At 71.4% G+C, this 23,923-nt stretch carries 24 protein-coding genes; 13 read left to right on the top strand and 11 right to left on the bottom strand.

Going from position 1 to position 23,923, the window contains the following annotated elements; genetic code table 11:
• Positions 1–14 precede the first annotated feature (14 nt).
• The 3 genes from ABD355_RS01985 to ABD355_RS01995 all read left to right on the top strand — a co-directional run bounded on the left by ABD355_RS01985 (position 15) and on the right by ABD355_RS01995 (position 5,415).
• Complete coding sequence (locus ABD355_RS01985; protein WP_344398227.1) at positions 15–1,685, top strand: hybrid sensor histidine kinase/response regulator; 1,671 nt, start codon at positions 15–17, stop codon at positions 1,683–1,685.
• An 83-nt stretch (positions 1,686–1,768) separates the two neighbouring features.
• A complete protein-coding gene (locus tag ABD355_RS01990; protein ID WP_344398229.1) occupies positions 1,769–2,683 on the top strand; it encodes an SGNH/GDSL hydrolase family protein in 915 nt (304 codons plus the stop codon).
• A gap of 200 nt (positions 2,684–2,883) precedes the next feature.
• Positions 2,884–5,415 carry a beta-L-arabinofuranosidase domain-containing protein gene (locus tag ABD355_RS01995; RefSeq protein WP_344398230.1) on the top strand — a complete coding sequence of 844 codons (2,532 nt, stop codon included), beginning with the start codon at positions 2,884–2,886 and terminating at the stop codon, positions 5,413–5,415.
• Between the two features lie 71 nt (positions 5,416–5,486).
• Here the strand turns inward: ABD355_RS01995 and ABD355_RS02000 are convergent, their stop codons facing one another.
• Positions 5,487–5,969, bottom strand: coding sequence for a VOC family protein (locus ABD355_RS02000; protein ID WP_344398231.1), 483 nt, complete (start codon positions 5,967–5,969; stop codon positions 5,487–5,489).
• A 123-nt stretch (positions 5,970–6,092) separates the two neighbouring features.
• Here ABD355_RS02000 and ABD355_RS02005 point away from each other — a divergent pair, with 123 nt between their 5' ends.
• From ABD355_RS02005 to ABD355_RS02015, 3 genes are all read left to right on the top strand, one after another.
• Positions 6,093–7,301, top strand: a complete 1,209-nt coding sequence (locus ABD355_RS02005; RefSeq protein ID WP_344398232.1) for an epoxide hydrolase family protein — start codon at positions 6,093–6,095, stop codon at positions 7,299–7,301.
• A gap of 108 nt (positions 7,302–7,409) precedes the next feature.
• Positions 7,410–8,048, top strand: coding sequence for a ClpP family protease (locus ABD355_RS02010; RefSeq protein ID WP_344398233.1), 639 nt, complete (start codon positions 7,410–7,412; stop codon positions 8,046–8,048).
• Position 8,049: 1 nt separating this feature from the next.
• Positions 8,050–8,652 (top strand): ClpP family protease, encoded by a 603-nt coding sequence (locus ABD355_RS02015; RefSeq protein ID WP_344398234.1) that lies wholly within the window; start codon positions 8,050–8,052, stop codon positions 8,650–8,652.
• Positions 8,653–8,674: 22 nt separating this feature from the next.
• Here ABD355_RS02015 and ABD355_RS02020 read toward each other — a convergent pair whose 3' ends face one another.
• A complete protein-coding gene (locus tag ABD355_RS02020; RefSeq protein ID WP_344398235.1) occupies positions 8,675–9,067 on the bottom strand; it encodes a helix-turn-helix domain-containing protein in 393 nt (130 codons plus the stop codon).
• 194 nt (positions 9,068–9,261) lie between these two features.
• Here ABD355_RS02020 and ABD355_RS02025 point away from each other — a divergent pair, with 194 nt between their 5' ends.
• Positions 9,262–10,149, top strand: a complete 888-nt coding sequence (locus ABD355_RS02025; RefSeq protein WP_344398236.1) for an RNA polymerase sigma factor SigF — start codon at positions 9,262–9,264, stop codon at positions 10,147–10,149.
• 57 nt (positions 10,150–10,206) lie between these two features.
• Here the strand turns inward: ABD355_RS02025 and ABD355_RS02030 are convergent, their stop codons facing one another.
• Together ABD355_RS02030 and ABD355_RS02035 are read right to left on the bottom strand one after the other, a co-directional pair.
• Positions 10,207–10,662 carry an ATP-binding protein gene (locus ABD355_RS02030; protein ID WP_344398237.1) on the bottom strand — a complete coding sequence of 152 codons (456 nt, stop codon included), beginning with the start codon at positions 10,660–10,662 and terminating at the stop codon, positions 10,207–10,209.
• A 117-nt stretch (positions 10,663–10,779) separates the two neighbouring features.
• Complete coding sequence (locus ABD355_RS02035) at positions 10,780–11,934, bottom strand: DUF6777 domain-containing protein (protein WP_344398238.1); 1,155 nt, start codon at positions 11,932–11,934, stop codon at positions 10,780–10,782.
• 161 nt (positions 11,935–12,095) lie between these two features.
• Here ABD355_RS02035 and ABD355_RS02040 point away from each other — a divergent pair, with 161 nt between their 5' ends.
• Together ABD355_RS02040 and ABD355_RS02045 are read left to right on the top strand one after the other, a co-directional pair.
• The gene (locus tag ABD355_RS02040) at positions 12,096–13,376 is read left to right on the top strand and encodes a streptophobe family protein (RefSeq protein ID WP_344398239.1); all 1,281 of its coding nucleotides are present in this window, start codon (positions 12,096–12,098) and stop codon (positions 13,374–13,376) included.
• 53 nt (positions 13,377–13,429) lie between these two features.
• A complete protein-coding gene (locus ABD355_RS02045; protein WP_344398240.1) occupies positions 13,430–13,846 on the top strand; it encodes a nuclear transport factor 2 family protein in 417 nt (138 codons plus the stop codon).
• Between the two features lie 119 nt (positions 13,847–13,965).
• Here the strand turns inward: ABD355_RS02045 and ABD355_RS02050 are convergent, their stop codons facing one another.
• The 4 genes from ABD355_RS02050 to ABD355_RS02065 are packed head-to-tail and all read right to left on the bottom strand — an operon-like array spanning position 13,966 to position 18,305.
• Positions 13,966–14,961 carry a serine/threonine-protein kinase gene (locus tag ABD355_RS02050; RefSeq protein WP_344398241.1) on the bottom strand — a complete coding sequence of 332 codons (996 nt, stop codon included), beginning with the start codon at positions 14,959–14,961 and terminating at the stop codon, positions 13,966–13,968.
• Positions 14,951–15,496, bottom strand: coding sequence for a hypothetical protein (locus tag ABD355_RS02055; protein ID WP_344398242.1), 546 nt, complete (start codon positions 15,494–15,496; stop codon positions 14,951–14,953). The genes ABD355_RS02050 and ABD355_RS02055 overlap by 11 nt, the downstream gene beginning before the upstream one ends.
• Positions 15,496–17,835, bottom strand: a complete 2,340-nt coding sequence (locus ABD355_RS02060; protein ID WP_344398243.1) for an FHA domain-containing protein — start codon at positions 17,833–17,835, stop codon at positions 15,496–15,498. Before ABD355_RS02060 ends, ABD355_RS02055 begins: the two co-directional genes overlap by 1 nt.
• A gap of 59 nt (positions 17,836–17,894) precedes the next feature.
• Positions 17,895–18,305 carry a hypothetical protein gene (locus ABD355_RS02065; RefSeq protein WP_344398244.1) on the bottom strand — a complete coding sequence of 137 codons (411 nt, stop codon included), beginning with the start codon at positions 18,303–18,305 and terminating at the stop codon, positions 17,895–17,897.
• Between the two features lie 323 nt (positions 18,306–18,628).
• Here ABD355_RS02065 and ABD355_RS02070 point away from each other — a divergent pair, with 323 nt between their 5' ends.
• Positions 18,629–19,012, top strand: a complete 384-nt coding sequence (locus ABD355_RS02070) for a nuclear transport factor 2 family protein (RefSeq protein ID WP_344398245.1) — start codon at positions 18,629–18,631, stop codon at positions 19,010–19,012.
• A 70-nt stretch (positions 19,013–19,082) separates the two neighbouring features.
• Positions 19,083–19,370 (top strand): DUF1905 domain-containing protein, encoded by a 288-nt coding sequence (locus tag ABD355_RS02075; RefSeq protein ID WP_344398247.1) that lies wholly within the window; start codon positions 19,083–19,085, stop codon positions 19,368–19,370.
• Between the two features lie 251 nt (positions 19,371–19,621).
• Here the strand turns inward: ABD355_RS02075 and mgrA are convergent, their stop codons facing one another.
• On the bottom strand, positions 19,622–20,614 hold the full coding sequence (gene mgrA / locus ABD355_RS02080) for an L-glyceraldehyde 3-phosphate reductase (protein ID WP_344398248.1): 993 nt from the start codon (positions 20,612–20,614) through the stop codon (positions 19,622–19,624).
• Between the two features lie 138 nt (positions 20,615–20,752).
• Here mgrA and ABD355_RS02085 point away from each other — a divergent pair, with 138 nt between their 5' ends.
• On the top strand, positions 20,753–21,646 hold the full coding sequence (locus ABD355_RS02085) for a LysR family transcriptional regulator (protein ID WP_344398249.1): 894 nt from the start codon (positions 20,753–20,755) through the stop codon (positions 21,644–21,646).
• 17 nt (positions 21,647–21,663) lie between these two features.
• Entirely contained in the window at positions 21,664–22,179 is a 516-nt protein-coding gene (locus tag ABD355_RS02090) for a mycothiol transferase (protein WP_344398250.1), read from the top strand.
• Here ABD355_RS02090 and ABD355_RS02095 read toward each other — a convergent pair.
• Together ABD355_RS02095 and ABD355_RS02100 are read right to left on the bottom strand one after the other, a co-directional pair.
• On the bottom strand, positions 22,161–23,231 hold the full coding sequence (locus ABD355_RS02095; protein ID WP_344398252.1) for an adenosine deaminase: 1,071 nt from the start codon (positions 23,229–23,231) through the stop codon (positions 22,161–22,163). The genes ABD355_RS02090 and ABD355_RS02095 overlap by 19 nt on opposite strands.
• A gap of 49 nt (positions 23,232–23,280) precedes the next feature.
• Positions 23,281–23,673, bottom strand: coding sequence for a VOC family protein (locus ABD355_RS02100; RefSeq protein ID WP_344398253.1), 393 nt, complete (start codon positions 23,671–23,673; stop codon positions 23,281–23,283).
• Positions 23,674–23,923 lie beyond the last annotated feature (250 nt).

Raw genomic sequence — 23,923 nt, forward strand, 5'->3', positions numbered from 1 at the left:
GCGGAGGTCCGACCATGCCCGATGTGCCGGACTTCCGGAGCCTGTTCGACGCGACGCTGTCCCCGCTGCTCATCCTCAGCCCGGACTTCACGATCGTCGAGGTCAACCGCGCCTATCTCACGGCGACCCGCACCGAGCGGAGCATCGTCGGCCGCCCCGTCTTCGACGTGTTCCCCGACAACCCGGACGACCCGTCGGCCGACGGCGTCGCCAATCTGCGCCGTTCGCTGGAGACGGTGGTGGCGAGCGGTCGTACGGACACGATGGCGCTGCAGCGCTACGACATCCCGGCGGGCGAGGAGGGCGGCTTCACCGAGCGGTACTGGAGCCCGGTCAACACGCCGGTGCTCGGTGCCGACGGGCAGGTGCGGTACATCATCCACCGGGTCGAGGACGTCACCGAGTTCGTGCGTCTGCGGCGGGTGGGGCGGGAGCAGCGGCGGGCCGTCGCCGAGGCGGAGATGCGGGCCGAGGGCATGGAGATCGACCTGTTCGTACGGGCGCGGGAGATCCGCGAGGTGAACGAGCAGCTCAGCCGGGCCAATCACGAACTGGACGCGGCGGGCCGCAGGCTGCGGGAGGAGCAGCAGGCCAAGGACCGGTTCATCGCGACGCTCTCGCACGAGCTGCGCAATCCGCTGGCGGCCGCCACCGCGGCCACGGAGCTGCTGGCCCTCGACATGCCGGAGGGGCATCCGGCGTTGTCGGTCCTGGAGCGGCAGCTGAGCACCCTGGCACGGATGAGCAACGACCTGCTGGACGGCACGCGCGCGGTGACCGGGCGGCTGGAGCTGGTGTGCGATGCGGTCGACGTGCGGTCCGTCGTGCAGGGCGCGTGCGCCGACATCCAGGGCCTGTTCGGGCACGAGGACCGCACGCTGACGGTCGTGCTGCCGGACGAGCCGGTCATGGTGGACGGCGACCGGCTGCGGCTGGCCCAGGTGCTGACGAACCTGCTGTCCAATGCGCTGAAGTACACCCGGCCGGGCGGCCGCACCGAGGTGGGCCTGACGGCCGCCGACGGGCAGGCCCGGCTGACCGTGCGGGACGACGGCATCGGCTTCTCCCCCGCCCAGGCCGAGGAACTGTTCGGGGTGTTCATGCGGGCCGCTCCGGCCGGTCCTGACACCCCCGAGGGCCTGGGGCTCGGACTCGCGGTGGCGCGGACGGTGGTGGAACTGCACGGCGGCCGCATCTGCGCGCACAGCGACGGAACGGGCAAGGGCGCGACCTTCACGGTGCTGCTGCCGACCACCGACGCCGTGAGCTCGCGCCCGTCCCGGCCGCCGGCCGTCCACGGCTCCTCCCGCCGGCTGTCCCTCCTGATCGTCGAGGACAACACGGATCTGGCCGCCACCTACCGCACCCTGCTGGAACGCCAGGGCCACCGGGTCACGGCGGTGCACACGGGCCAGGACGCGCTCACCGCCACCGAGGCACACGCCTTCGACGCCGTCCTGTGCGACCTGGGCCTGCCGGACATCGACGGCTGCGCGGTCGCACGCACCCTGCGGGCGCGGCCGGACGGCGGCAGAATGCGGCTGATCGCGGTGTCCGGGTTCAGCCAGGGCAGCGACCGCGCCCTGTCGCGGGCGGCCGGGTTCGACGCCCACCTCGCCAAACCGCTGCCGCTGACCGACCTGCTCGACCTTCTGGAGCGGCCGGAGCGCCCGGACGACGCCTGAACTCACCCCGGTGTCTTCCGCCTTGGGCGCGCCTGTGCTTGCCTGGGGAGCCGTTTTCGGTTGCCGGGGGCTGGAGTTGCCGTATGCGGAAGCCGTGGATCGTGGGGATGCTGCTGACCGGAGTGCTGCTGCTCGGCGCGTGCGGCGACCCGTCGTCCGCCCCGGAGCAGGCACCGCCCTCCCCCGCCGTTCCGGGAGTTACGGCATCGACGACCCATCAGCAGGCCCCGGCCTCCCCGGGCGCCCCCGCCGTGGCGCCGCGCGTGCTCTACCTCGGGGACTCGCTCGCGATGGAGGCCCAGAACGTGCTCGGGCAACAGCTGCGCCGGGACCTGAGGGCGAAGTACACGAGTGCTCCGTACTCGGGCACCACCCTGTGCGACTACCTGGAGGGCACCGGGGCGAAGTCGCTGGTGCCGGACGCGGACAAGGCGGCGGCACTGGTCCGTGCGCAGCATCCGGACTATGTGGTCATGCAGTTCTGGGGCAACGCGTGGGGCTTCACGTGGTGCATGGACGGCATCACCTACAACGCCTCGCCGCAGAAGTACTTCACCCGCTACCGGGCCGACCTGCACCGGCTCACCGAGCAGATCGCCGCGGCGGGCGGCAGCCGACGTCCGCGGATCGTGTGGGTGCTGCAGGGCCCGGACCCGATCACACCCGACCGGGTCCGGCGCGTGAACCAGATGTACGAGCAGCAGGCCGCCGCCTCGGGCGATCTCGTCGCCGACGCGGGCGCGACGGTGAGCCCCGCCGGGGCCCGCTACACCTGGTCCCAGTACCTGCCGTGCACGGCCTACGAACATGAACACCGCGACTACTGCACCCAGCCGGGCCGCGACCGCACCGCCCTCCACCTCGACCAGGACTATCTGCACTTCTGCCTGGCACCGACGACATCCACGCCGAAGCCGTGCCCGGTGCGTTCACCCGGCATCCTGCGGATCGCCCGCGAGATCACCCGGGTGATCGGGGATCAAGCCCGTACGCGGTGAGCCGGTCGGGATTGATGGCCCGCACGGTGGGCTCCGGGCTCATCGGCAACTCATGTCCCGTTGAGCGCTGTTGACATCACACAGCAGCCGCCTAGCGTGTCCACCGCACAGCATGTCGCACAACATTCGGTATTTCGAACCGCAGAGGGTGGTGCAGGGACACCGCCGCCCGACGCCTCGACATGCAAAGGACAACGGTGATGACCCCACCCCTCGGCAGACGCCAGTTCCTCGCGGCCACCGGCACCGCCTCGGCGGCCCTCGCCCTCGCCGGCACAGGGACCGCGCACGCCGCCACCGGAGCCGCCCGGGCCGCCGCCACCGTCGTGCGGCCCTTCCCGCTCACCGCGGTGACCCTGCTGGACAGCCCCTTCCGGGACAACCAGCGCCGCAACTCGGCCTATCTGCGCTTCGTCGACCTCGACCGCCTGCTGCACACCTTCCGTACCAATGTCGGCCTGTCCAGCAGTGCCCAGCCCTGCGGTGGCTGGGAGGGACCGAGCGTGGAGCTGCGCGGCCACTCCACCGGCCATCTGCTCTCCGGGCTCGCCCTCGCCCACGCGGGCACCGGTGAGACGGCCCTGCGCGACAAGGGCCGCACCCTGGTCGCCGAACTCGCCAAGTGCCAGGCCGCTTCGCCGACAGCCGGGTTCGCCAAGGGGTATCTGTCCGCCTTCCCGGAGAGCTTCTTCGACCGGCTGGAGACCGGGACCGGCGTATGGGCGCCGTACTACACGATCCACAAGATCATGGCCGGGCTGGTCGAGCAGTACCGGCTGGCCGGGAACGACCAGGCCCTGGACGTGGTGCTCCAGCAGGCCCGGTGGGTCGACGCACGCACCGCGAAACTGTCGTACGAGCAGATGCAGCGGGTACTGGAGACCGAGTTCGGCGGGATGAACGACGTACTCGCCGATCTGCACGCCCTCACCGGGGACGGCAAGTGGCTCGACGTCGCCGAGCGCTTCACCCACGCCCGGGTGTTCGACCCGCTGGCCCGGGGCGAGGACCGGCTCGCCGGACTGCACGCCAACACGCAGATCCCGAAGATGGTCGGCGCGCTACGGCTGTGGGAGGAGGGCCGCCCCGACCGCTATCGCACCATCGCCGCGAACTTCTGGCAGATCGTCACCGGCCACCACTCGTACGTCATCGGCGGCAACAGCAACGGCGAGGCCTTCCACGAACCGGACGTGGTCGCCGGGCAGCTGTCCGACAACACCTGCGAGAACTGCAACAGCTACAACATGCTGAAGCTGACCCGGCTGCTGCACTTCCACACCCCGGGCCGCACCGATCTGCTCGACTACTACGAACGCACCCTCCTCAACCAGATGCTGGGCGAGCAGGACCCGGACTCCGCACACGGCTTCAACATCTACTACACCGGTCTCGCGCCCGGTTCGTTCAAGCGCCAGCCGTCCTTCATGGGTACCGACCCGAACGCCTACTCCACCGACTACGACAACTTCTCCTGCGACCACGGCACCGGCATGGAGACGCACGCCAAGCTCGCCGACACGATCTACACGCACGGCGACCGCGACCTGCTGGTCAACCTGTTCATCCCCTCGCAGGTCGTGTGGCGCGAGCAGGGCATCACCTGGCGGCAGACCACCGGCTTCCCGGACAGCTCCACCACCACCTTGACGGTGACCGCCGGAAAGGCCTCGCACCGGCTGCGGATCCGCATCCCGTCCTGGGCCTCCGGCGCCCGCGCCACCCTCAACGGCCGTGCGCTGCCCGACCGCCCGGAGCCCGGCAGCCGGCTCACCCTGGACCGTGCCTGGCGCACCGGAGACCGGATCGAGGTGTCCCTGCCGATGCGTACGACCGTGGAGGCGACCCCCGACGACCCCGATGTGCAGGCGGTGCTGCACGGCCCGGTGGTCCTGGCGGGAGCGTACGGCGACCGGGCGAACTCCTGGCTGCCCCGCCTCGACGTGAGCTCCGTACAGCAGGCGTCGTCGAACCCGCTGCGCTTCACCGCCCGCGCCGACGGCGAGGCGGTGACCCTGCTGCCGATCGCCCGCGTCCACCACCAGCACTACTCGGTGTACTGGCTCACCGGCGCACCCCCGCCGCCTCCCCCCGCGTTCGCCGCCTGGCACCGCTTCGACGAGACCTCGGGCACGACCGCGGCCGACGCGACCGGCAACGGCAAGGCGGCCCGACTGGTGGGCGGCGCCTCCTGGCTGGCGTCCGGGCGGATCGGCGGGGCCGTGGCCCTGGACGGCACGGACGGCCATGTCGCCCTCGCCGAGGACCTGTTGGCGGGCGCCTTCGCCTACTCCCTCGCCACGTGGGTGCGCCTGGACGGGCAGCCGGGTGCCTGGAGCAGGATCTTCGACGTCGGCACCGGCGTCACCGCCAACCTGTTCCTGACCCCGCTCAGCGGCGACGGCACCCTGCGCTATGCGATCACCGCCGGCGGCGCGGGCGGCGAGCAGCGCATCGACGCCGACCCGCTGCCCGCCGGCCGGTGGGTGCATGTGGCGGTGACGTACGGCGGCGGGACGGCGGTCCTGTACGTCGACGGCGCGGAGGCCGGCCGCAACACGGGCGTCACCGTGGAGCCGCGCCACTTCGGCAACCACATCCGCACCGGGTACGTCGGCCGGTCCCAGTACGCCGATCCGTATCTGAAGGGCGCGGTCGACGACTTCCGGGTGTACGGCAGGACGCTGAGCGCCCCCGAGGTGGCGGCGCTCGCCCAGGCCCCCGCCGCCTAGCGACGAGCAGATGCGGCCGGCCCGTCCCCTACCCCGCGGAGGGCGGACCGGCCGTCACCCGGGACCGATCCTCACTCGCCCGCGTACGCCCGCTCCAGGGCGGCGATGTCGAACTTGCCCATCGCCATGAACGCCTTGGTGGTGCGGGACGCCTTCTCCTGGTCGGCATCGCTGATCATGTCGATGAGCCTGTCCGGTACGACCTGCCAGGACAGGCCGTACTTGTCCTTGAGCCAGCCGCAGGGGCCGGGCTCGCCGCCGCCCTCGGTGAGCTTGGTCCAGTAGTAGTCGATCTCCTCCTGGTCCTTGCAGAAGATCTGGAAGGAGACCGCCTCGTTGAACTTGAACTGCGGGCCGCCGTTGAGCGCGACGAACTTCTGGCCGTTGGCCGTGAACTCCACCGCCAGCACCGAGCCGGCGGGGCCCGCGCCTCCCTCGACGTTGCGGCCGACCCGGCCGATGCTGGAGTTCTTGAAGATCGACACGTAGTAGTGCGCGGCTTCCTCCGCCTGGCCGTCGAACCAGAGACACGTGGTGAATCCGTCGGTGGTCATGAGCACCTCCTGGGGCGTGGAACGCGGTCACCTGTACCGACTGATCCTCGCCGCGAAACTCATCGGTCGGACGGCCGATTGACCCGGGTGGCCGCATCCCCGTACGGAACTAGGCTCGCGGCCATGACGTCTTCGCCCGCACGGACCGCGGACAGCATCCGACCCTTCCGTCTGGACATCCCGCAGAGCGACCTCGACGACCTCCACGAACGCCTGGACCGCACCCGCTGGCCGGACGAGCTGCCCGGCACCGGGTGGGCCTACGGCGTGCCGGCCGACTACCTGCGCGAGCTCCACCACTACTGGCGCAACACCTACGACTGGCGAGCCGCCGAGGCGCAGCTCAACCAGTGGCCGCAGTTCACCACCACGATCGACGGATCGACCGTCCACTTCGCCCACGTCCGCTCCCCCGAGCCGGACGCCACCCCACTGATCATCACGCACGGCTGGCCCGGGTCGATCGTCGAGTTCCTGGACGTGGTCGGGCCGCTCGCCGACCCCGCAGCGCACGGCGGCGACCCGGCCGACGCGTTCCATGTCGTCGTACCGAGCATCCCCGGGTTCGGGCTGTCCGGGCCTGCCGCCGAGACCGGCTGGGAGGCGGGCCGGGTCGCCGACGCGTGGGCCGAGCTGATGCGACGGCTCGGCTACGAGCAGTTCGGCGCGCAGGGCGGCGACTGGGGCGCCGCCATCTCCCGCGAGCTGGGGCGCGCCCACCCGGACCGGGTGATCGGCGTGCATCTCAACCTGCTCCCGGGCGCGCAGCAGGCCACCGAGCCGACGCAGGACGAGCTGGACGAGCTCGGCACGGAGGAGCAGGAGCGTGCGCTGCTGTCCTGGCGCCGGTGGAGCGAATGGTCGCGCGAGGGCACGGGGTACGCCGTCCTGCACTCCACCCGGCCGCAGACCGTGGCGTACGCCCTCAGTGACTCGCCCGTCGGCCAACTCGCCTGGATCGTGGAGAAGTTCCAGGAGTGGACGGACTCGGCGCTGCTGCCCGAGGAGGCCGTGGACCGGGACCGGATGCTCACCAACGTGATGCTGTACTGGCTGACCGGGACCGCCGGTTCCGCCGCCCGCATCTACTACGAGCGCGCCCACGCCACGGGCCGTGTCGCCCGGCCGGACGAGCCGTCGACCGCACCGACCGCGCTCGCCCTCTTCCCCGCCGAGCTCCAGATCCCACTGCGCCACAAGGCGGAGCGCACGGAGAACATCGTGCGCTGGACGGAGCTCGACCGGGGCGGCCACTTCGCCGCGATGGAGGAGCCCGACCTGCTGGTCGAGGACGTGCGGGCGTTCTTCCGGCAGCTGCGCCAGAAGGGCTGAGAGCGGGCTCTGCCCGTGGCGAATCTGCCACGGGCAGAGAAATCGCCTGCGGGGCCGGCGCAGGGCCAAGAGTGGAGTCGACGGCATCACCGCTCGACGGGAGAGACCATGACTCCACTCACCACGCTCGCGCCCCGCGCCGAGGAGGGCGACACCCCGCCCAGCCGCCTCGACGACCATCTCGCGGCCCAACTGCTGGGCCAGCGCATCGTGTTCCTCGGCACCCAGGTCGACGAGGTCTCCGCGAACCGGGTCTGCGCGCAGCTGCTCCTGCTGTCCACGGAGGACCCGCGCACCGACATCAGCCTGTACATCAACAGCCCGGGCGGCTCCGTGCACGCGGGCCTCGCGATCTACGACACGATGCGGCTGATCCCCAACGAGGTCTCGACGCTCGCCATGGGCTTCGCGGCCAGCATGGGCCAGTTCCTGCTGTGCGGCGGCACACCCGGCAAGCGGTACGCCCTGCCGAACGCGCGGATCATGATGCACCAGGGGTCGGCGGGCATCGGCGGCACCACCGCCGACATCGAGATCCAGGCGGAGAACCTGGAGCACACCAAGCGGACCATGGAGCGGCTCATCGCCGAGAACACGGGCCAGAGCCCCGAGACCATCGCCCGTGACGGCGACCGCGACCGCTGGTTCACGGCCGAGGAGGCCAGGGAGTACGGCATGGTGGACCGGGTCCTGGAGTCCCTCGCGGATGTCCGCCCGGCCGCCTCGAAGCGACGGATGGGGCTGTGACATGGGCAACTACACCATTCCGTACGTCGTCGAGCGCACGGCGCACGGCGAGCGTTCCTCCGACGTGTTCAGCCGGCTGCTGTCGGAGCGGATCATCTTCCTCGGCACCGAGATCGACGACGGGGTGGCCAACGTCGTCATCGCGCAACTGCTCCATCTGGAGTCGTCGGCGCCGGAGAACGAGATCTCGGTCTACATCAATTCGCCCGGCGGCTCGTTCACTTCGCTGATGGCGATCTACGACACGATGACCTTCGTGCAGGCGCCGATCTCGACGGTCTGCGTCGGCCAGGCGGCCTCCACGGCGGCCGTACTGCTGGCCGCCGGGGACCCTGGGCGGCGGATCGTGCTGGAGCACGCGCGGGTGCTGCTGGGTCAGCCCGCCGCCGGTGGCAGCCGGGGCATGATCTCCGACCTCACGCTCCAGGCCAAGGAAATGGTCCGGATCCGCTCCCAGGTCGAGCAGGTGCTGGCCCGGCACACCGGGCACGACATCGCGATGCTGCGCGCGGACATGGACCGCGACAAGGTGTTCACCGCCGAGGAGGCGGTGGGCTACGGGCTGGCCGACGAGGTACTGAGCCGGCGCCTCGCCGCCGTCTGAGGCACCGGCCCGCGAGCGTCCGTCAGGCGGCCAGGCACAGTCCGTTGTACGGCGAAGTGGACGTCCGGCGGCTCCGGTCGGGCTGCCGGGCGGCGATCCGGACGAGCTCGCCCTGCGCCCGCGACAGCAGGTCGCCGAGGCCCAGTCCGAGGGCGTGGGCGGCGGCCGCGAGGACCTCGGAGGAGGCCTCCTTGCGGCCGCGCTCCACCTCGGAGAGGTACGGCATGGAGATCCGGGCCTGATCGGCCACGTCCTTCAGGGTGCGCTCCTGGGCGAGGCGTTCACGCCGCAGGACGTCGCCGACGAGGTCCCGCCACAGGGGCTCCCTGGGCGGCGCAGGCGAGGCGGCGGGCCGCTCGCCCTGCGGGCGGCGCAGCGGAATGACATCGGCTTCGTTCGGCGCTTGGCTGCTCACGGCTTCAGACTAGGTTCCCTCGCCTCGATGGGAAGGGACCGGCGTTCCGCTCTGGGTGGAATCACCGAGGGGAGTCCGCGGTGACGGTCTGTATTCGATCCCGGTCACGGGCATGTCCCGGCGCAGAGCGGGTACGCGCCGTCCAGAAGGGCACGACGTAGACGACGTCGAACCGTGACTTCGTGGGAGAGGAAATGGACACCGCCGTGGAACGGTCGAAGGCAGAGGTCGTCGCGAAGACCGCCGGGACCAGCACGGGTGATGGACCACTGCCGGGGATCGCGGAGCCACGCACCGTGGCTCCGCGGGACGCGCGGGAGCTTTCTCGTCAGTTCTTCCAGCGCCTCGCGGAGCTCGAGGAGGGCACGCACGAATTCCAGTACGCGCGCAACACGCTCATCGAGATGAACATCTCGCTGGTGCGGTTCGCGGCCGGGCGGTTCCGGGGACGCGGCGACGACATGGAGGACATCGTCCAGACCGGGATGATCGGCCTGATCAAGGCGATCGACCGGTTCGAGCTGTCCCGTGAGGTCGAGTTCACCTCGTTCGCGCTGCCGTACATCGTCGGCGAGATCAAGCGTTTCTTCCGTGACACCACCTGGGCGGTGCATGTGCCGCGCAGGCTGCAGGAGCTGCGTGTCGAGCTGGCCAAGGCGCGCGAGGAACTCGCCAGCCGGCTGGACCGGGAGCCGACGGTTCCCGAGCTCGCCACCTTGATGAACATCCCCGAGAACGAGGTGATCGAGGCACAGATAGCGGCCAACGGCTACAACTCCTCCTCCCTGGACGCGGCGCTCACCGGCGATGGGCCGGAGGGCGGCGAGGCGGTGCTCGCCGACTTCATCGGAGTGGAGGAGGACGGGCTGCGGCTCGTCGAGGACTTCCAGTCGCTGGCCCCACTGATGGCGGAACTCGGCGAGCGGGACCGACAGATCATCCACATGAGGTTCGTGGAGGAGGCCACTCAGGCGGAGATCGGCGAACGGCTCGGCTGCTCGCAGATGCATGTGTCCCGACTGATCAAGCGGATCATCGCGCAACTGCGCGAGGGAATGCTGGGCGAACTCGGCTGCGCCTGAGGGGCAGCCGGTCGCATCCGTGACCGCCGCGGTCGCCGACAACGGCGACCGCGGCGGTCATGCGCTGGTCAGGCTCACGACGGCCGACACCCGCTTGCCGACCGGCACCCGCTCCACGGTGACCTGCCTCGCCAGGACATTGACTATCTCCAGGCCGTGCCGGCCGACGCGCTCGGGATCGCGAGGGAAGCGGCGCGGCAGGGCAGCGCTGCTGTCGTAGACGCTCACCGTGATCGAGGTGTCGGTACCTTCGAGCTCCAGGATGTACGGCCCGTTGCTGTGCCGGTCGGCGTTGGTGACCAGCTCGCTCACGACCAGCAACACCTCGTCCTCGATACGGGCGTCGATCTTGGCGCACCACTCGGTGCGGAGCCGGCCCACGAAGTGCGCGGCGAAGGACCGGGCCTCGGCGATGCATCCCGGTTCGCCGGTGTAGTGCGCCGCCCGCCGTAGCGGTTCCACGGGCACGTCGAAACCAGTCGGTATCACTGCCCCGCCCACGTGCTCGATCATGCATGTCTCTCTCGGAAGCCGGCCTGGCCGGACGCTGCTGCATCAGTCCTGCTACCCCGAGCCGCGCCCGGCAGTCCCCGTCCGGGCTGATGTGTCCCCCAACACGTGGAACGCCGGTCATGTGGTGCTCGGCCCTGGAGCACTGTACGTGCCGGTGTCCCCGGGTGACGCCGGTTCGGTCGTCCCGGGCTCGGTGGAGGGTGATTCGGAGCTCGGCGACGGAACGGACGGTGAGGTCGAGGTCGAGGTCGACGTCGACGGGCAGGGGCTCGGCGTACCGGTGCCCGTGCTCGGCGAGGAGGCGCACGTGGACGGCGGCGACGAGGGCGCCGTCGGCGTGGACACGCTCACCGACGGGGAGGGCCTGGCCGGCGGCTGGGTCCGGTGGTCGTGGCGGCCGGTGTCGCCCCGGTGCCGGGAGATCCATTCGCCGTGGTCGGGGTCGTAGATGACGAAGATGTTGATGATCTGCGGTGCGGGGGTGACCACGACGACGTTCGAGGGGCGGTACGAGGGCCAGCTGTCACCGGTCTGCTTCGGAGTGGTCTGCTGGGCGACGGGCGGCGTCAGCGGGTTGCCGCAGGCACAGCGCACGCGCGGCACGCCGTGGCCGTCGACGAGGACGGCCGTGCCCGCCTGGAGGACGGCCTGGTAGCTCGTGGCGGCGCCGTCACGGTAGCCGTGGTTGGTGACGCGGGTGTCCATGCGCAGCTGTACGGGGGTGAGCGCACGGAGGTAGGCAGGGACACGGTCGGGGGTGACGCCGGCGACCGAGGCGAACGCGGTGTTCTTCGGCGGGGCCGCCTGGAGGGCCTTGATCTGGCGCTCCACGTCGCAGCTGGAGACGTTGCGGGTGCCGCCGTACAGTCCGGGCGCCCCGCCGCCCACGGCCCGTACCGCGTTCGCCGGCGCCGATCCGGTGGCCGGAGAGGCGGGGACGGCCGGGGCGGAGCTGTCCGTTGCCGTCGACTGCGTGAAGGGTTCGGGGCCGGTCTTGCCCGCGGCCTGCAGGAAGACCTCTCCGCCCTTGCCCGAGCCGCCTCCGGACCGGCTGAAGACGACGGCCAGGATCACGGCGGCGACCACCACGGTGGTCAGCACGGCGACACGGGGTGCGGACCTCCACCAGGGCCGGCGGGGCGGTGGCGAGGGTGTACCGCCGGCGCTGCCCGGTGGCTGCGAGGGCGGGCCCGAGGGCGGCTGGGAGGGGCCGGAGAGCGGGCCGGAAGGGGGGCCTGTGGGGCGTCCGGAGGACGGCGGTTCGAGGCTCACGAGTTCCTCTTCCCGATGCGGTTTCCTGCGGCCTGCCCCGAGTTGGGCCGCTTTGTTACCTGCCGCATCCATTGTGTGCTCCGGTGCGGTGGCGCCCGCAAGCCGACGCGGACGGCCCTCCCGGCGGGCGGGGCGCGCGGGCGCTGCTTAGCGTGGCGAGGGTGAGCCCGCGAACCCCCTCCGACCTGGCCGTAGCCCGCCATGGCTGGGTGCAGGCCGTGGCCGGGGTGCTGGCCGCGCTGATCGTCATGGGCATCGTGGCCGGCCTCGGGTTGTGGGCGGCCGGGGCGGCGGATCTCCCGGACGGTGCGTTCCCGCGGGTCGTCGCGGCGACGGTGGTGACGGCCGTCGGCGGCACGATCGAGCTGTCGGGGAACGCCGGCGCGCTGGCACGGTCCGCGGCCGGCCTGACGGTGATCCCGCTGTCGGTGACACTGGCCGGGGCGCTCGTCCTCGCGGCGGGTTTCCTGCGGCCGCTGCGGCACCGGGCGGTCGCCGGCGGCCCGGAGCTGGCCGGGTGGGCCGCGCGGATTGCCGTGGTGTGGCTGCTGGCGCTGCTCGGCCTGGCCCTCGGCGCCCGGCAGACCTTCGCGGTCGACCTCGGCAACGGGACCCTCGGCGACATCGGCGACCTGTTCGGCCTCGCACCGAAGGTCGGCTTCAGGACGGATGTGGCGCTGACCCTGTTCTTCGGTGTGCTGTGGCTGGCGGGTGTACTGGTGCTGGCGCTGCTGGTCTCGCGCGGCGCGCCGCTGCCGGGGCGGCTGCTGCGCTTCCAGGAATCGGTGCGCCCGGCCGCGTACGCCATGGTCATGCTGCTGCTGGCGTATGTCGTCCTGGGTGTCGTCGTCACGCTGGTCGTCGCGGTGACCCGCGGCCATTCCGCGCAGAGCCTGGCGGTGATCCTGCTGGGTCTGCCGAACCTGGTCTGGCTGGCGCTCACGCTCGGTCTCGGTGCCACCTGGACGGGGCGGGTGCAGGGGCCGTTCGGGCTGCCCATGCCGCATGTGCTCGACGAGGTGCTGCGCAGCAAGGAGATCTCCACGCTCAACCTCGGCACGCTCGCCGATCACGACGGGCGGGTCTGGTGGCTGGTGGCCGTCGACGCGGTGCTGCTGCTGGCCGCCGCGTTCGTGCTGGCGGCGCGCTCCCCGGCCCGGATGCGGGCCTGGCAGCACGCCCTGCACATGGCCGTGGCCCTCGCGCTGACGGTGCTCATGATCTGCCTGGTGGGCCGGATCGACGCGCATTACGGGCTGTCCCTGCTCGGCGTCGGTGACCTGGGCGGGGGTCTGTCCGGGGACCTGTTCCTGAAGCCGAAGGTGTGGACCGCGCTGGGTCTGGCCGTGCTGTGGGGGCTGGTCACCGGTTTCCTCGGCGCGCTGCTGGCGCGTCCGGTGCGGCGGCGGCGGGGGAAGACCGAAAAGGAGTGGGATACATGATGCCGTCCGTGGCAGTGTCCGGTCAGTCGAGGTGCCGAGGGGAAGGAAACGCCATGGCGTTGGCTCTCGAAGACCGGCTGGCCGTCACCGAGTTGATCGCCCTGCACGGCCATCTGGTGGACGGCGGTGAACTCGACCGCTGTGACGAGGTGTTCACCTCGGACGTCGTCTACGACCTGTCGGACTTCGGCCAGGGCGAGGTCACCGGCCTGACGGCCGTCAAGGAGGCCGCGCTGGCGCTGGGCGCGAAGAACCCGGTGGCGCATCACGTGACCAACGTGGTGATCGAGGAGGCGGCCGACGGCCGGGTCCGTGCCCGCTCCAAGGGGCTGGGGATCATGACGGACGGCTCGTGCGGGTCCGTGACCTACGAGGACCTCGTGGTACGTGTGGAGACGGGCTGGCGCATCTGCCGCCGCAAGGTGGTGGCACGCCGCGTACCGCTGGGCGGGCTCGGCCAGGAGGCCTGACGACGCGCCCCGAAGGGGCGCGGGGCTGTACCGATATGCGGCTCCGCCGCGTGGGCGCGACCAGCCACAACGGTGCCGCAGATGATCGACGACATCTCGCGCCTCTTCCAGCGGAGCGCTCAGCTCCGGCCCCGGAAGACCGGCTCCGCCCAGCGCGGTGGGGGCTGGGGCCGGTCCCGCTCCGCGCGTACGACCCGCTGGTCCACCTCCGTCGGCGGGTGGCCGGTGCCCGGGGCGGCACCGGTCACGGCAGCGCGCAGGGCGGCGACGAACGCGAGGCAGGAGTCGTGGCGCTCGTCCGGGCTCTTGGCGAGGGCCTTGGCGAACACGGTGTCGACGGCCGGGGCGAGGTCGGGGCGGAACTCCGTCAGCGGCGGCGGCTGGTCGTACTGGTGGGCCCAGAGCAGGGCCATGTCGTCCTCGCGCCGGAAGGGCGGCCGGCCGGCCAGGCACTCGAACACGACGCAGGCGAACCCGTAGACGTCGCAGCGCCCGTCGACGGGCCGGCCGGAGATCTGCTCCGGGGCCACGTAGTCGAGGGTGCCGACGAACTGGCCGACCGTCGTGAAACCGGTCAGGGACAGCGACTTCTTCGTCAGGCCGAAGTCGGTGAGGTAGGCGTGCTCGGGGTGGTCGCTGTCGGTGCCGCGGGCGACCAGGATGTTCCCGGGCTTCACGTCCCGGTGGACCAGCCCGTAGTCGTGGGCGGCATCCAGCGCGGAGGCGATCTGCGCGGCGATGCGCAGCGCGGGCACGGGCGCGAGCGGGCCCCGCCGGTCGAGGAGATGACGCAGGTCGCTGCCTTCGACGTAGCGCATGGCGATGTACAGGACGCCGTCCGTCTCGCCGGCCTCGTAGACCGGCACGATGTGCGGGTGGTCGATCGCGGCGGCCGCCCGGGACTCGTGGGTGAAACGCAGGCGGAAGGTGTCGTTTCGGGCGAGTTCGGGGGCGAGCAGCTTGAGGGCGACCGTGCGGTCCAGGCGCAGGTCGCGGGCGCGGTAGACGACGGCCATGCCGCCGCGGCCGATCTCGCGCTCGATGCGGTAGCCGGCGACCTGCCGGCCGATCAGTTCGGAGGGCCGGCCCGAGAACAGGCTCGTGTCACGGGCCATCGGGGGTCACGACCTGCGTGGGGGCGTGGCCGGGGCCGGCCGGTGCGGCGCGGGGTCCGTCGTCGGTGGCGTACGTGCTCAGGTGCTTTCCGTCGCCGTACACCCACCGTCCCTGCTCCGTGTCGTACAGCCACACGGACTCGCCGTCGACGACGATCCCGATGCGCAGTCCCTGTGTACGGCCGCGGAAGGACTCCCCGTCGAGGCCGCCGCGGGCCAGTTCCTCGACCGCGCTGCGGTAGCGGGCCAGGGTCTGTTCGGCGCGGGCGAGCAGGGGGCGCGGGTCGGCGGTGCGGGCCTGGGGGCCGCCGACGGCGGGCGGGTCCTGGGGTACGGCGACCAGGCAGCGGCCGTCGACCCAGGCGGACCAGCCGTTGGCGCACAGCACATGCCCCCAGTCGCCGCGCCGCTCGACGAGCTGGACCGGCAGCAGCGGGTCGAGGGGCACGGTGGGGCGGGCCGGGTCGGGGTTCTCCCAGGCGGGCATGCCGTGCTGGGGGACGACGTGGGTGGGCCGGAAGCCGGGGGTCGCCATCACGACTTCCGCATCACGGCGGGTTCGTGGCGGCGCAGCAGCCGGGAGACGGCGAAGCAGAAGGCCGCGGCGAGCACCACCAGCATGGCGATGTTCAGCAGCCACACCCCGGCCGCGTGCTTGAACAGCGGATCGCCGGTCAGGTCGCCGGGCACGATCCGCGCCAGGCCTATGGTGCCGGCCATCGCGCCGAGCGCCCAACGGGAGGGCACCAGCCAGGACAGCTGCTCCAGGCCCGGCACTCCGTGGAGCTTCAGGAGGGCGCCGCAGAAGACGACCTGGACGATGGCGAGCAGCACCAGCAGCGGCATCGTCACCTCCTCCTTGCGCACCAGCGCCGACACCAGCAGGCCTAGCGTCATCGCCGTGAACGCCAGCAGGGCGACGGCGACGGTGATTTCGACAAGGGGTGGCATCAACACGCCTTCACCGCCGGGCGCGTTGAGGTCGACGCCCAGGAGGGCCACGAGGGTGAGCACCACGGCCTGCAGCACGGTGATCGTGCCCAGGACGACGACCTTCGACATCAGGTACGCCGATCTGGACAGGCCCACGGCCCGCTCGCGCCGGTAGATGGTGCGTTCCTTGACGAGTTCGCGCACCGCGTTGGCCGCGCCGGTGAGGACTCCGCCGACGCACAGGATGAGCAGCGCGTTCATCGCGGTCGCCTGCGTGAGCCTGCTGCCGGCCAGGGCGCGGGCCATCGCGCCCATCACGAACGGCAGGGCGATCATGATGGCGAGGAAGGTGCGGTCGGCGCCGAGCGCGGCGGTGTAGCGGCGCACCAGCGTGCCGAGCTGGGCGCCGCGGCTGCGGGGCCGGGCGGGCGGGGTGATCACGACCGGGCCCGAGCGGGGCACGCGGGGCTGGGCGGTGGCCTCGGTGATGTAGTGCCGGTGGAAGGGCGAGAAGCGGTAGTCGCCGGCCCAGTCGCGGTCGTCGTGTTCGAAGGCCTCGAAGGCTTCCGGCCACTGCTCGAAGCCGAAGAAGGCGAGGGCGTCCTCGGGCTGGCCGTAGTAGGCGATCCTGCCGCCGGGGGCGAGCACCAGCAGCCGGTCGCACACGTCGAGGCTGAGGACGCTGTGGGTGACGACGATGACGGTCCGGCCGTCGTCGGCGAGGCCGCGCAGCATGTGCATCACCGAGCGGTCCATGCCCGGGTCGAGGCCGGAGGTCGGTTCGTCGAGGAAGAGCAGTGACGGCTTGGTCAGCAGCTCCAGGGCCACGCTGACCCGCTTGCGCTGCCCGCCCGAGAGGCTGTGCACCGGCTGGTCGGCGCGCTGCTCCAGGCCCAGTTCACGGATGACCTCGTCGACCCGGGCCCGGCGCTCTGCCTTCGCGGTGTCCTGCGGGAAGCGCAGCTCGGCGGCGTAGGACAGGGCGCTGCGGACGGTCAGCTGGGCGTGCAGGATGTCGTCCTGCGGGACCAGGCCGATGCGCTGGCGCAGCTCGGCGTAGTCGCGGTAGAGGTCGCGGCCGTCGTAGAGGACGGTGCCATGGTCGGCGGGCCGCTGCCCGGTGAGGGCGTTGAGCAGCGTGGACTTGCCGGCGCCGCTCGGGCCGACGACCGCGAGCAGGCACTTCTCCCCCACCGGGAACGACACATGGTCGAGCAGGGTCTTGCGGCCGCGGTCGACGGCGACGGTGAGGTCCTGCACGTCGAGGGAGATCTCGCCGGTGTCGACGTACTCCTGCAGCTGGTCGCCGACGAGGCAGAACGCGGAGTGGCCGATGCCGACGATGTCGCCGGGGCCGATGGTGGCAGTGGTGACGGGCGAGCCGTTGAGGAAGGTGCCGTTGTGGCTGCCGAGGTCGGCGATCTCGTAGCTGCCGTCGGGCAGGGCGCGCAGTTCGGCGTGGTGCCGGGAGATCACGAGGTCGTCGACGACCAGGTCATTGTCGGCGGCGCGGCCGATGCGAACGGTGCGGGCTGGCAGCGGCCGTACGGTGGTGGGCCGGCGGAACGTGCCGGTCAGGCCGGGCATCGACACCGCGGAGGGACGCTCGGGAACCGGTGTCGGGGGGCTGACGAGGACGGCGCACGGGCCGTCGGAGGGGTTGCCGAAGCGGATGACGCTCCCGGGGCCCACGCCCCGCTCGTGGATGCGGGCGCCGTCGGCGAAGGTGCCGTTGGTGCTGTTCTCGTCCTCGATGGTCCAGTGGTCGGCCTCGGGGCGCAGCACCGCGTGGTGCCACGAGACCCGTGCGTCGTCGATGACGATGTCGCTCAACGGGTCGCGTCCGACGTGGTAGTCGCGGCCCGGGCTCATCACCGTGGAGCCCGCCTCGGTCTCCAGGACGAGTTCGGGCGCAGTCGGCGCCATCGGCCGCTCTGCCATGACGAGAATTCTACCGATTCGTCCACATGTGCGCCCGGTGTGGCGGGTGCCGCAGGCGCTCAGCCGACGGGCAGGACGAGCGCCGGGATGGTCCGCTGCATCCGCAGGGCGTCGACGGACTCGGCCAGCAACTCGTACTCGGTGGTCTCGTCACTGGTCGCGATCCGCACCAGGTGCCCCGCGGCCAACTCGTCGGCGACCAGCTCCTGTTGGGCGAGATTGGCGCACCACGAGCGCAGTACGGCCGGTACGTCGGGCACGGTGTCGGCGACGGGGACGAGCGAGCTCGGCGGGAAGTGCTCCGCCTCCGGCTGGGGATCGAGACGGTCGGCGATCCAGTTGGCGCGGTCGCGCAGCCACCACAGGGCGAGGGCGAGCGTGGGAGCCCGGTACGTGCCCAAAGGCACACCGATACGCTCGCCTCCGCAGGTCCCGTAAGCCGTGACATGGCATAAGAACTCGTCGTGCACGTTCGCTCCCCCGCTGCTCGCTCGCCTCTCGGCCGGCCTCGCTTTCGGTGCGGCTCATGTGCTGTGCGTGATGGCGTCTTCGCTCGCCGTGAAGTCCCTTGACTGTCGAGTATGTTCACTACTGAACCACTGTCACCACGACTTTCCGGCCAGTCTCCTGGCATATTCACAGGGGCAGTTGGCCGAAACCCAGCGAGTGCTCCATTACCCGAGGGGTAATCGACGGTCCCGCGCGGGCCGGGCATGGTGGTCGTACCGGGTCGCCGCAACCGCGACTCCGGGTCCTGACCAGCAGCTACGACCTCGATGGAGGCTGATTTCCCATGTCCGCGAACACCGACCGTCACGAGAACGCCGTCGCCCGCTACTTCGAGGCCTGGAACGCGGGCGACCCGGAGGCACTGGCGAAGGCGGTCGCCGCCGCCTGGGCGACGGACGGCACCTACACCGACCCGCTTGCCGCCGTCAGCGGCCACGAGGAGATCGCGGCCCTGATCACCGCGGCGCACGGCCAGTTCCCGGGTTTCGCCTTCCGGCTCACCGGCGCCGTGGACGGCCACCACGACACGGCGCGTTTCTCCTGGGAGCTGGTGAGCGAGGCCGACGGCTCGGCGCCGGTGGCCGGGTTCGACGTGATCACGCTGGACGCGGACGGCCGTATCCGCTCGGTGCTCGGTTTCCTGGACCGGGTGCCCGCCGGGGCCTGAGCCGCGCGATGAGTTTCCGCGCTCGCGGCGGTCTCTTCGGTAGGCGACCACCGCGAGCGGAGGAGCGATCATGACCACGACCACCGAGCTGGACGAGGAGTTCACCGCCGTCCTGCACAAGAGCCCGAGCGACGGCGGCTGGACCTATCTCGTCTGGCCGAAGAGCGTCGAGTTCTTCGGCACCCGCGGACTCGTCAAGGTCCGCGGCACCATCGACGGGCACCCCTTCCGCAGCTCCTTCATGGCCTTGGGCGACGGCACGCACAAACTGCCGGTGAGGGCCGAGCTCCGCAAGGCCATCGGGAAGGGCGAGGGCGACCGGGTCACCGTGCACCTGGAGGAGCGGCTCAGCTCCTGACGTCCTCCCGGTGGCACCGAGCACAGCGCCGGCCGGGTGGTCGAAGGCGTTGTGGAAGGCACCGGCGGGCTGTCAGGCGCATGCGCCAGTGCAGCGGGTGCGGCACGGTCGCCGTGCATGAGCGCACATCGCCGGGCCGAGCAGTCGAGGCGCTGCCCGAGCCGCGGCGGACAGCCACATGGGCCGTGCCGTACGGCAGCGGGCCGCCCTCCCAGCGACGGCGGCCCGGCTCCGGGAGGACGGCGACGGCCCTACGACTGGATGATCGCGTCGATGCGGGCCAGTTCTTCGGCCTCGAAGTCCAGGTTGCGGGTGGCCGCGACGCTGTCCTCGATCTGCTGCGCGCTGCTCGCACCGACCAGCGCGGAGGTCACCCGGCCGCCGCGCAGCACCCAGGCCAGGGCCAGCTGGGCGAGGGTCTGGCCGCGGCCCTTGGCGATCTCGTCGAGGGCGCGCAGCTTGCCGACCAGGTCCGCGGTGACCGCGTCCGAGTTGAGGAAGGGGCTGTCGCTCGCCGCCCGCGAGCCCTCCGGGATGCCGTCGAGGTAGCGGGAGGAGAGCAGGCCCTGCTCCAGCGGGGAGAAGACGATGGAGCCGACCTGCAGCTCGTCCAGGGCGTCCAGGAGGCCCTCCTGCTCGGGCCGACGGTCCAGCATGGAGTAGCGCGGCTGGTGGATCAGCAGTGGAGTGCCCAGCTCACCGAGGATGCGGGCGGCCTCGCGGGTCTGCTCCGCCGAGTAGTTGGAGATGCCGACATACAGCGCCTTGCCCTGCTGGACCGCCGAGTGCAGGGCGCCCATCGTCTCCTCCAGGGGAGTCTCCGGGTCGGGGCGGTGCGAGTAGAAGATGTCGACGTAGTCCAGACCCATCCGCGCAAGGCTCTGGTCGAGCGAGGACAGCAGGTACTTGCGGGAGCCCCACTCGCCGTACGGGCCGGGCCACATCAGGTAGCCGGCCTTGGTGGAGATGACCAGCTCGTCGCGGTGCGCGGCGAAGTCCGCCTTCAGGAACTCACCGAGAGCCGACTCGGCCGCACCGGGCGGCGGGCCGTAGTTGTTGGCCAGGTCGAAATGGGTGACGCCGAGGTCGAAGGCGCGGCGCAGGATGGCCCGCTGGGTCTCGACCGGACGGTCGGGACCGAAGTTGTGCCACAGGCCGAGCGAGATCGCGGGGAGCTTGAGGCCGCTGCGTCCGGTGCGCCGGTAGGGCAGGTCCGCGTAACGGTCGGGGTGTGCGGTGTACAACGCGTCTCCAGAGGGGTTGGCACACGGTTTCCCGGTTCCCGGAAGGTGAGGGAAGCCGGCACCCCATATCTTTCGCGACCTGCGAGCAGTGGTCCAACAGGAGAATGCGATGGGATTGAGCGGATAGGCTTCTCAATTATGGAACTGCGCCATCTCCAGCACTTTGTCGCGGTCGCCGAGGACCAGCATTTCACCCGGGCGGCAGAACGGCTGATGGTGTCCCAGTCGGGGCTGTCGGCCTCGATCCGGGCGCTGGAGCGGGAGTTGCAGACCCCGTTGTTCGTACGGACCACCCGCAGGGTCACGCTCACGGAGGCGGGGCGGGCGCTGCTCGGTGAGGCGGAGCGGATCCTGGCGCAGGTGCGGTCCGCGCACGAGGCGGTCGCCGCCGTGCAGGGCGTGCTGCGCGGCACGCTCGCGCTGGGCACCGAGCAGTGCATCGCGGGGGTGCATGTGGCGGGGCTGCTCGCCGCGTTCCGGCGGCTGCATCCGGATGTGGAGATACGGCTGCGGCAGGCCGGCTCGGGCGCGCTGGCGGAGGAGGTCGCGGCCGGGCGCCTGGACCTGGCCTTCGCCTACCGGACGCAGGCGGACACCGACCAGCTGCGCTCGGTGTCGCTGACCGGTGAGCCGATGACGGTGCTGTGCCATCCCACCCACCGTCTGGCGACGGGCGGCGCGGCGGTCACGCCGGAGGAGCTCGGCGAGGAGGTGTTCGTGGACTTCCACCCGGACTGGGGGCCGCGCCGCACCACCGACACGGCGTTCGCGGCGGCGGGCGTACGGCGCACCGTGGCGCTGGAGGTGAACGACGTGCACAGCCTGCTGGACCTGGTCGACGAGAACCTCGGCATCGCGGTCGTGCCGCGGCACTTCCGGCACAAGCGGGAGGCGCTCACCGCGCTGCCGGTGAAGGGCACCGGCGAGGCGGTCTACGAGACGGTGGCCCTGCTCCCGCCGCCGCAGGCGACCAGTCCCGCGGCCCGGGCGCTGATGGCGCTTCTGGAGCAGGGCACGCACGACGGGCCGTAATGCGCGATGGTGGATGCATGCATGCCAAGGACATCCTCATCGACGGGTTCAACCGCATCCAGGAAGAAGTCCACGCAGCCGTCGAGGGCCTCGGCCCCGACGACCTGAACGCCCGCCCCTCCAAGGCCGGCAATTCCATCGCCTGGCTCGTCTGGCACCTCACCCGGGTCCAGGACGACCATGTGGCCGACGCCTTCGGGCTCGACCAGGTCTGGCTCGCCCAGGACTGGGAGAAGCGCTTCGGACTGGACCTCCCGCGCCGCGACACGGGCTACGGCCACAGTTCCGCCAAGGTGGCCAAGGTGCAGGTCGACTCGGGCGACCTGCTGACCGGCTACTACGACGCCGTGCACGAGCAGTCCCTCGCCGCCCTGCGCGAACTGGCCGCCAAGGACCTCGAGCGCATCGTCGACGAGAACTGGGATCCGCCGGTCACCCTGGGCGTGCGGCTGGTGAGCGTCCTGTCCGACGACCTTCAGCACATCGGACAGGCCGCCTATGTACGGGGGCTGATTCAGAGCGCGGCTTCGTAGCCCGGCAGGACGACGTCCTCGATGAGGGCCTTGCGCTCGTCGAACGGGATGAATGCGCTCTTGAGCGCGTTGACCGTGACCGTGCGCAGGTCCTCGACCGTCCAGCCCGCCTGCTCCACCAGCAGCGCCATCTCACGGGTCATGGTGGTGCCCGACACCAGACGGTTGTCGGTGTTGAGGGTGACGCGGAAGCCGAGGTCCTTCAGGGCCGTGATCGGGTGCTCGGCGATCGACGTGGCGCACCCGGTCTGCAGGTTGGAGGTGGGACACATCTCCAGGGCGATCCGTCGATCCCGGACCCAGCCCGCCAGCCGGCCCAGCTTGCCGTCGACGATGTCCTCGGTCAGGCGCACGCCGTGGCCGAGTCGCTGGGCGCCGCACACCTGCAGCGCCTGGTGGATGCTGGGCAGGCCGAACGCCTCGCCGGCATGGATGGTGAAGGGCACGCTCTCGCGGCGCAGATGCTCGAAGGCGTCCAGGTGGTCGGCGGCCGGGAAGCCGTCCTCGGCACCGGCGATGTCGAAACCGACCACGCCCGCGTCGCGGAAGGCCACCGCGAGGTCGGCGGCCTCCCGGACCCGGTCGAACATCCGCATGCCGCACAGCAGGGTGCCCACGCGAACCGGGGTGCCGGCGGCAGCGGCCTTGGCCATGCCCGCGGCGAGCCCCTCCTGGACGGTCTCGACGACCTCGGCCATCGTCAGCCCGCCACGGGTGTTCAGCTCGGGGGCGTAGCGCACCTCGCCGTACACGACCCCGTCCGCGGCCAGGTCGAGGACGTACTCCTCGGCGACGCGCAGCAGGCCCTCACGGGTCTGCATGACGGCGAGAGTGTGCTCGAAGGTGGCGATGTAGCGCACCAGGTCACCGGAGTCGGCGGCCTCGACGTACCAGGCGGCCAGCTCGTCCGGGTCGGTGGTGGGCAGGGCGTGGCCCACCTCGGCCGCGAGCTCCACCACGGTCGCGGGGCGCAGACCGCCGTCGAGGTGGTCGTGCAGGACGGCCTTGGGCAGGCGGCGGATCACTTCGGCGTCTACGCGCGTTGCAGTCATGGCGGGTCTTTCCTTGAGCGGTGGTTCGAAGTGTTGGGGCGGAGGGTCGTCAGCCGGCGGGCTGGAGCAGGTCCCAGCGGTTGCCGTACAGGTCCTGGAAGACGGCGACCGAACCGTAGGGCTCGTGGCGCGGCTCCTCCAGGAAGGTCACGCCGACGGCGAGCATGCGGGCGTGGTCGCGGGTGAAGTCGTCGGTGTGCAGGAAGAAGCCGACGCGCCCGCCGGTCTGGTCCCCGACCCGGGCGCGCTGCGCCTCGTCCTTGGCACGGGCCAGCAGCAGGGCGGTGCCCCCGGCCTCGGCGCCGGGCTGGACGACGACCCAGCGGGAGCCGTCCGGGCGGGGGGTGTCCTCGACGAGCCGGAAGCCGAGGGCCTCGGTGTAGAAGCGGATCGCCTCGTCATAGTCGTCGACGACGAGGGCGACCAGGGCGATGCGTCTCATCGGGGCCTTTCGCGAGGTCGGAGGGTGGTTGACGGGTGAGGTTATACGTAAAACCCAAGGGACGCCAGTCCGCCTCTGTCACCGCGGTCGTCTACAGTTCAGTAGACCGTCTACATGGCTGTAGTCAATCGGCCGCGGCATGCTGTCGCGCCCGCACCGACCACACGAAAGGGGCAGCCCACCATGACCACAGGGCCCCGCGCACACCCGCACGCGAGCACCCCGGTGGGCCGCTTCGCGATACCGGCGC

Origin of the sequence: Streptomyces longisporus, from assembly GCF_039532765.1 — a bacterium.
Lineage (GTDB): Bacteria > Actinomycetota > Actinomycetes > Streptomycetales > Streptomycetaceae > Streptomyces > Streptomyces longisporus.

Bases quoted from the DNA above. Each gene is read 5' to 3' on its own strand.
- ABD355_RS02085 (WP_344398249.1), top strand. From the start codon at position 20,753: ATGGAACTGCGCCATCTCCAGCACTTTGTCGCGGTCGCCGAGGACCAG.
- ABD355_RS02030 (WP_344398237.1), bottom strand. From the start codon at position 10,662: ATGATCGAGCACGTGGGCGGGGCAGTGATACCGACTGGTTTCGACGTG.
- ABD355_RS02090 (WP_344398250.1), top strand. From the start codon at position 21,664: ATGCATGCCAAGGACATCCTCATCGACGGGTTCAACCGCATCCAGGAA.
- ABD355_RS02060 (WP_344398243.1), bottom strand. From the start codon at position 17,835: ATGGCAGAGCGGCCGATGGCGCCGACTGCGCCCGAACTCGTCCTGGAG.
- ABD355_RS01985 (WP_344398227.1), top strand. From the start codon at position 15: ATGCCCGATGTGCCGGACTTCCGGAGCCTGTTCGACGCGACGCTGTCC.
- ABD355_RS02095 (WP_344398252.1), bottom strand. From the start codon at position 23,231: ATGACTGCAACGCGCGTAGACGCCGAAGTGATCCGCCGCCTGCCCAAG.
- ABD355_RS02010 (WP_344398233.1), top strand. From the start codon at position 7,410: ATGACTCCACTCACCACGCTCGCGCCCCGCGCCGAGGAGGGCGACACC.
- ABD355_RS01990 (WP_344398229.1), top strand. From the start codon at position 1,769: ATGCGGAAGCCGTGGATCGTGGGGATGCTGCTGACCGGAGTGCTGCTG.
- ABD355_RS02055 (WP_344398242.1), bottom strand. From the start codon at position 15,496: ATGGCGACCCCCGGCTTCCGGCCCACCCACGTCGTCCCCCAGCACGGC.
- ABD355_RS02005 (WP_344398232.1), top strand. From the start codon at position 6,093: ATGACGTCTTCGCCCGCACGGACCGCGGACAGCATCCGACCCTTCCGT.
- ABD355_RS02045 (WP_344398240.1), top strand. From the start codon at position 13,430: ATGGCGTTGGCTCTCGAAGACCGGCTGGCCGTCACCGAGTTGATCGCC.
- ABD355_RS02015 (WP_344398234.1), top strand. From the start codon at position 8,050: ATGGGCAACTACACCATTCCGTACGTCGTCGAGCGCACGGCGCACGGC.
- ABD355_RS02025 (WP_344398236.1), top strand. From the start codon at position 9,262: ATGGACACCGCCGTGGAACGGTCGAAGGCAGAGGTCGTCGCGAAGACC.
- ABD355_RS02000 (WP_344398231.1), bottom strand. From the start codon at position 5,969: ATGACCACCGACGGATTCACCACGTGTCTCTGGTTCGACGGCCAGGCG.
- ABD355_RS02070 (WP_344398245.1), top strand. From the start codon at position 18,629: ATGTCCGCGAACACCGACCGTCACGAGAACGCCGTCGCCCGCTACTTC.
- ABD355_RS01995 (WP_344398230.1), top strand. From the start codon at position 2,884: ATGACCCCACCCCTCGGCAGACGCCAGTTCCTCGCGGCCACCGGCACC.
- ABD355_RS02050 (WP_344398241.1), bottom strand. From the start codon at position 14,961: ATGGCCCGTGACACGAGCCTGTTCTCGGGCCGGCCCTCCGAACTGATC.
- ABD355_RS02100 (WP_344398253.1), bottom strand. From the start codon at position 23,673: ATGAGACGCATCGCCCTGGTCGCCCTCGTCGTCGACGACTATGACGAG.
- ABD355_RS02075 (WP_344398247.1), top strand. From the start codon at position 19,083: ATGACCACGACCACCGAGCTGGACGAGGAGTTCACCGCCGTCCTGCAC.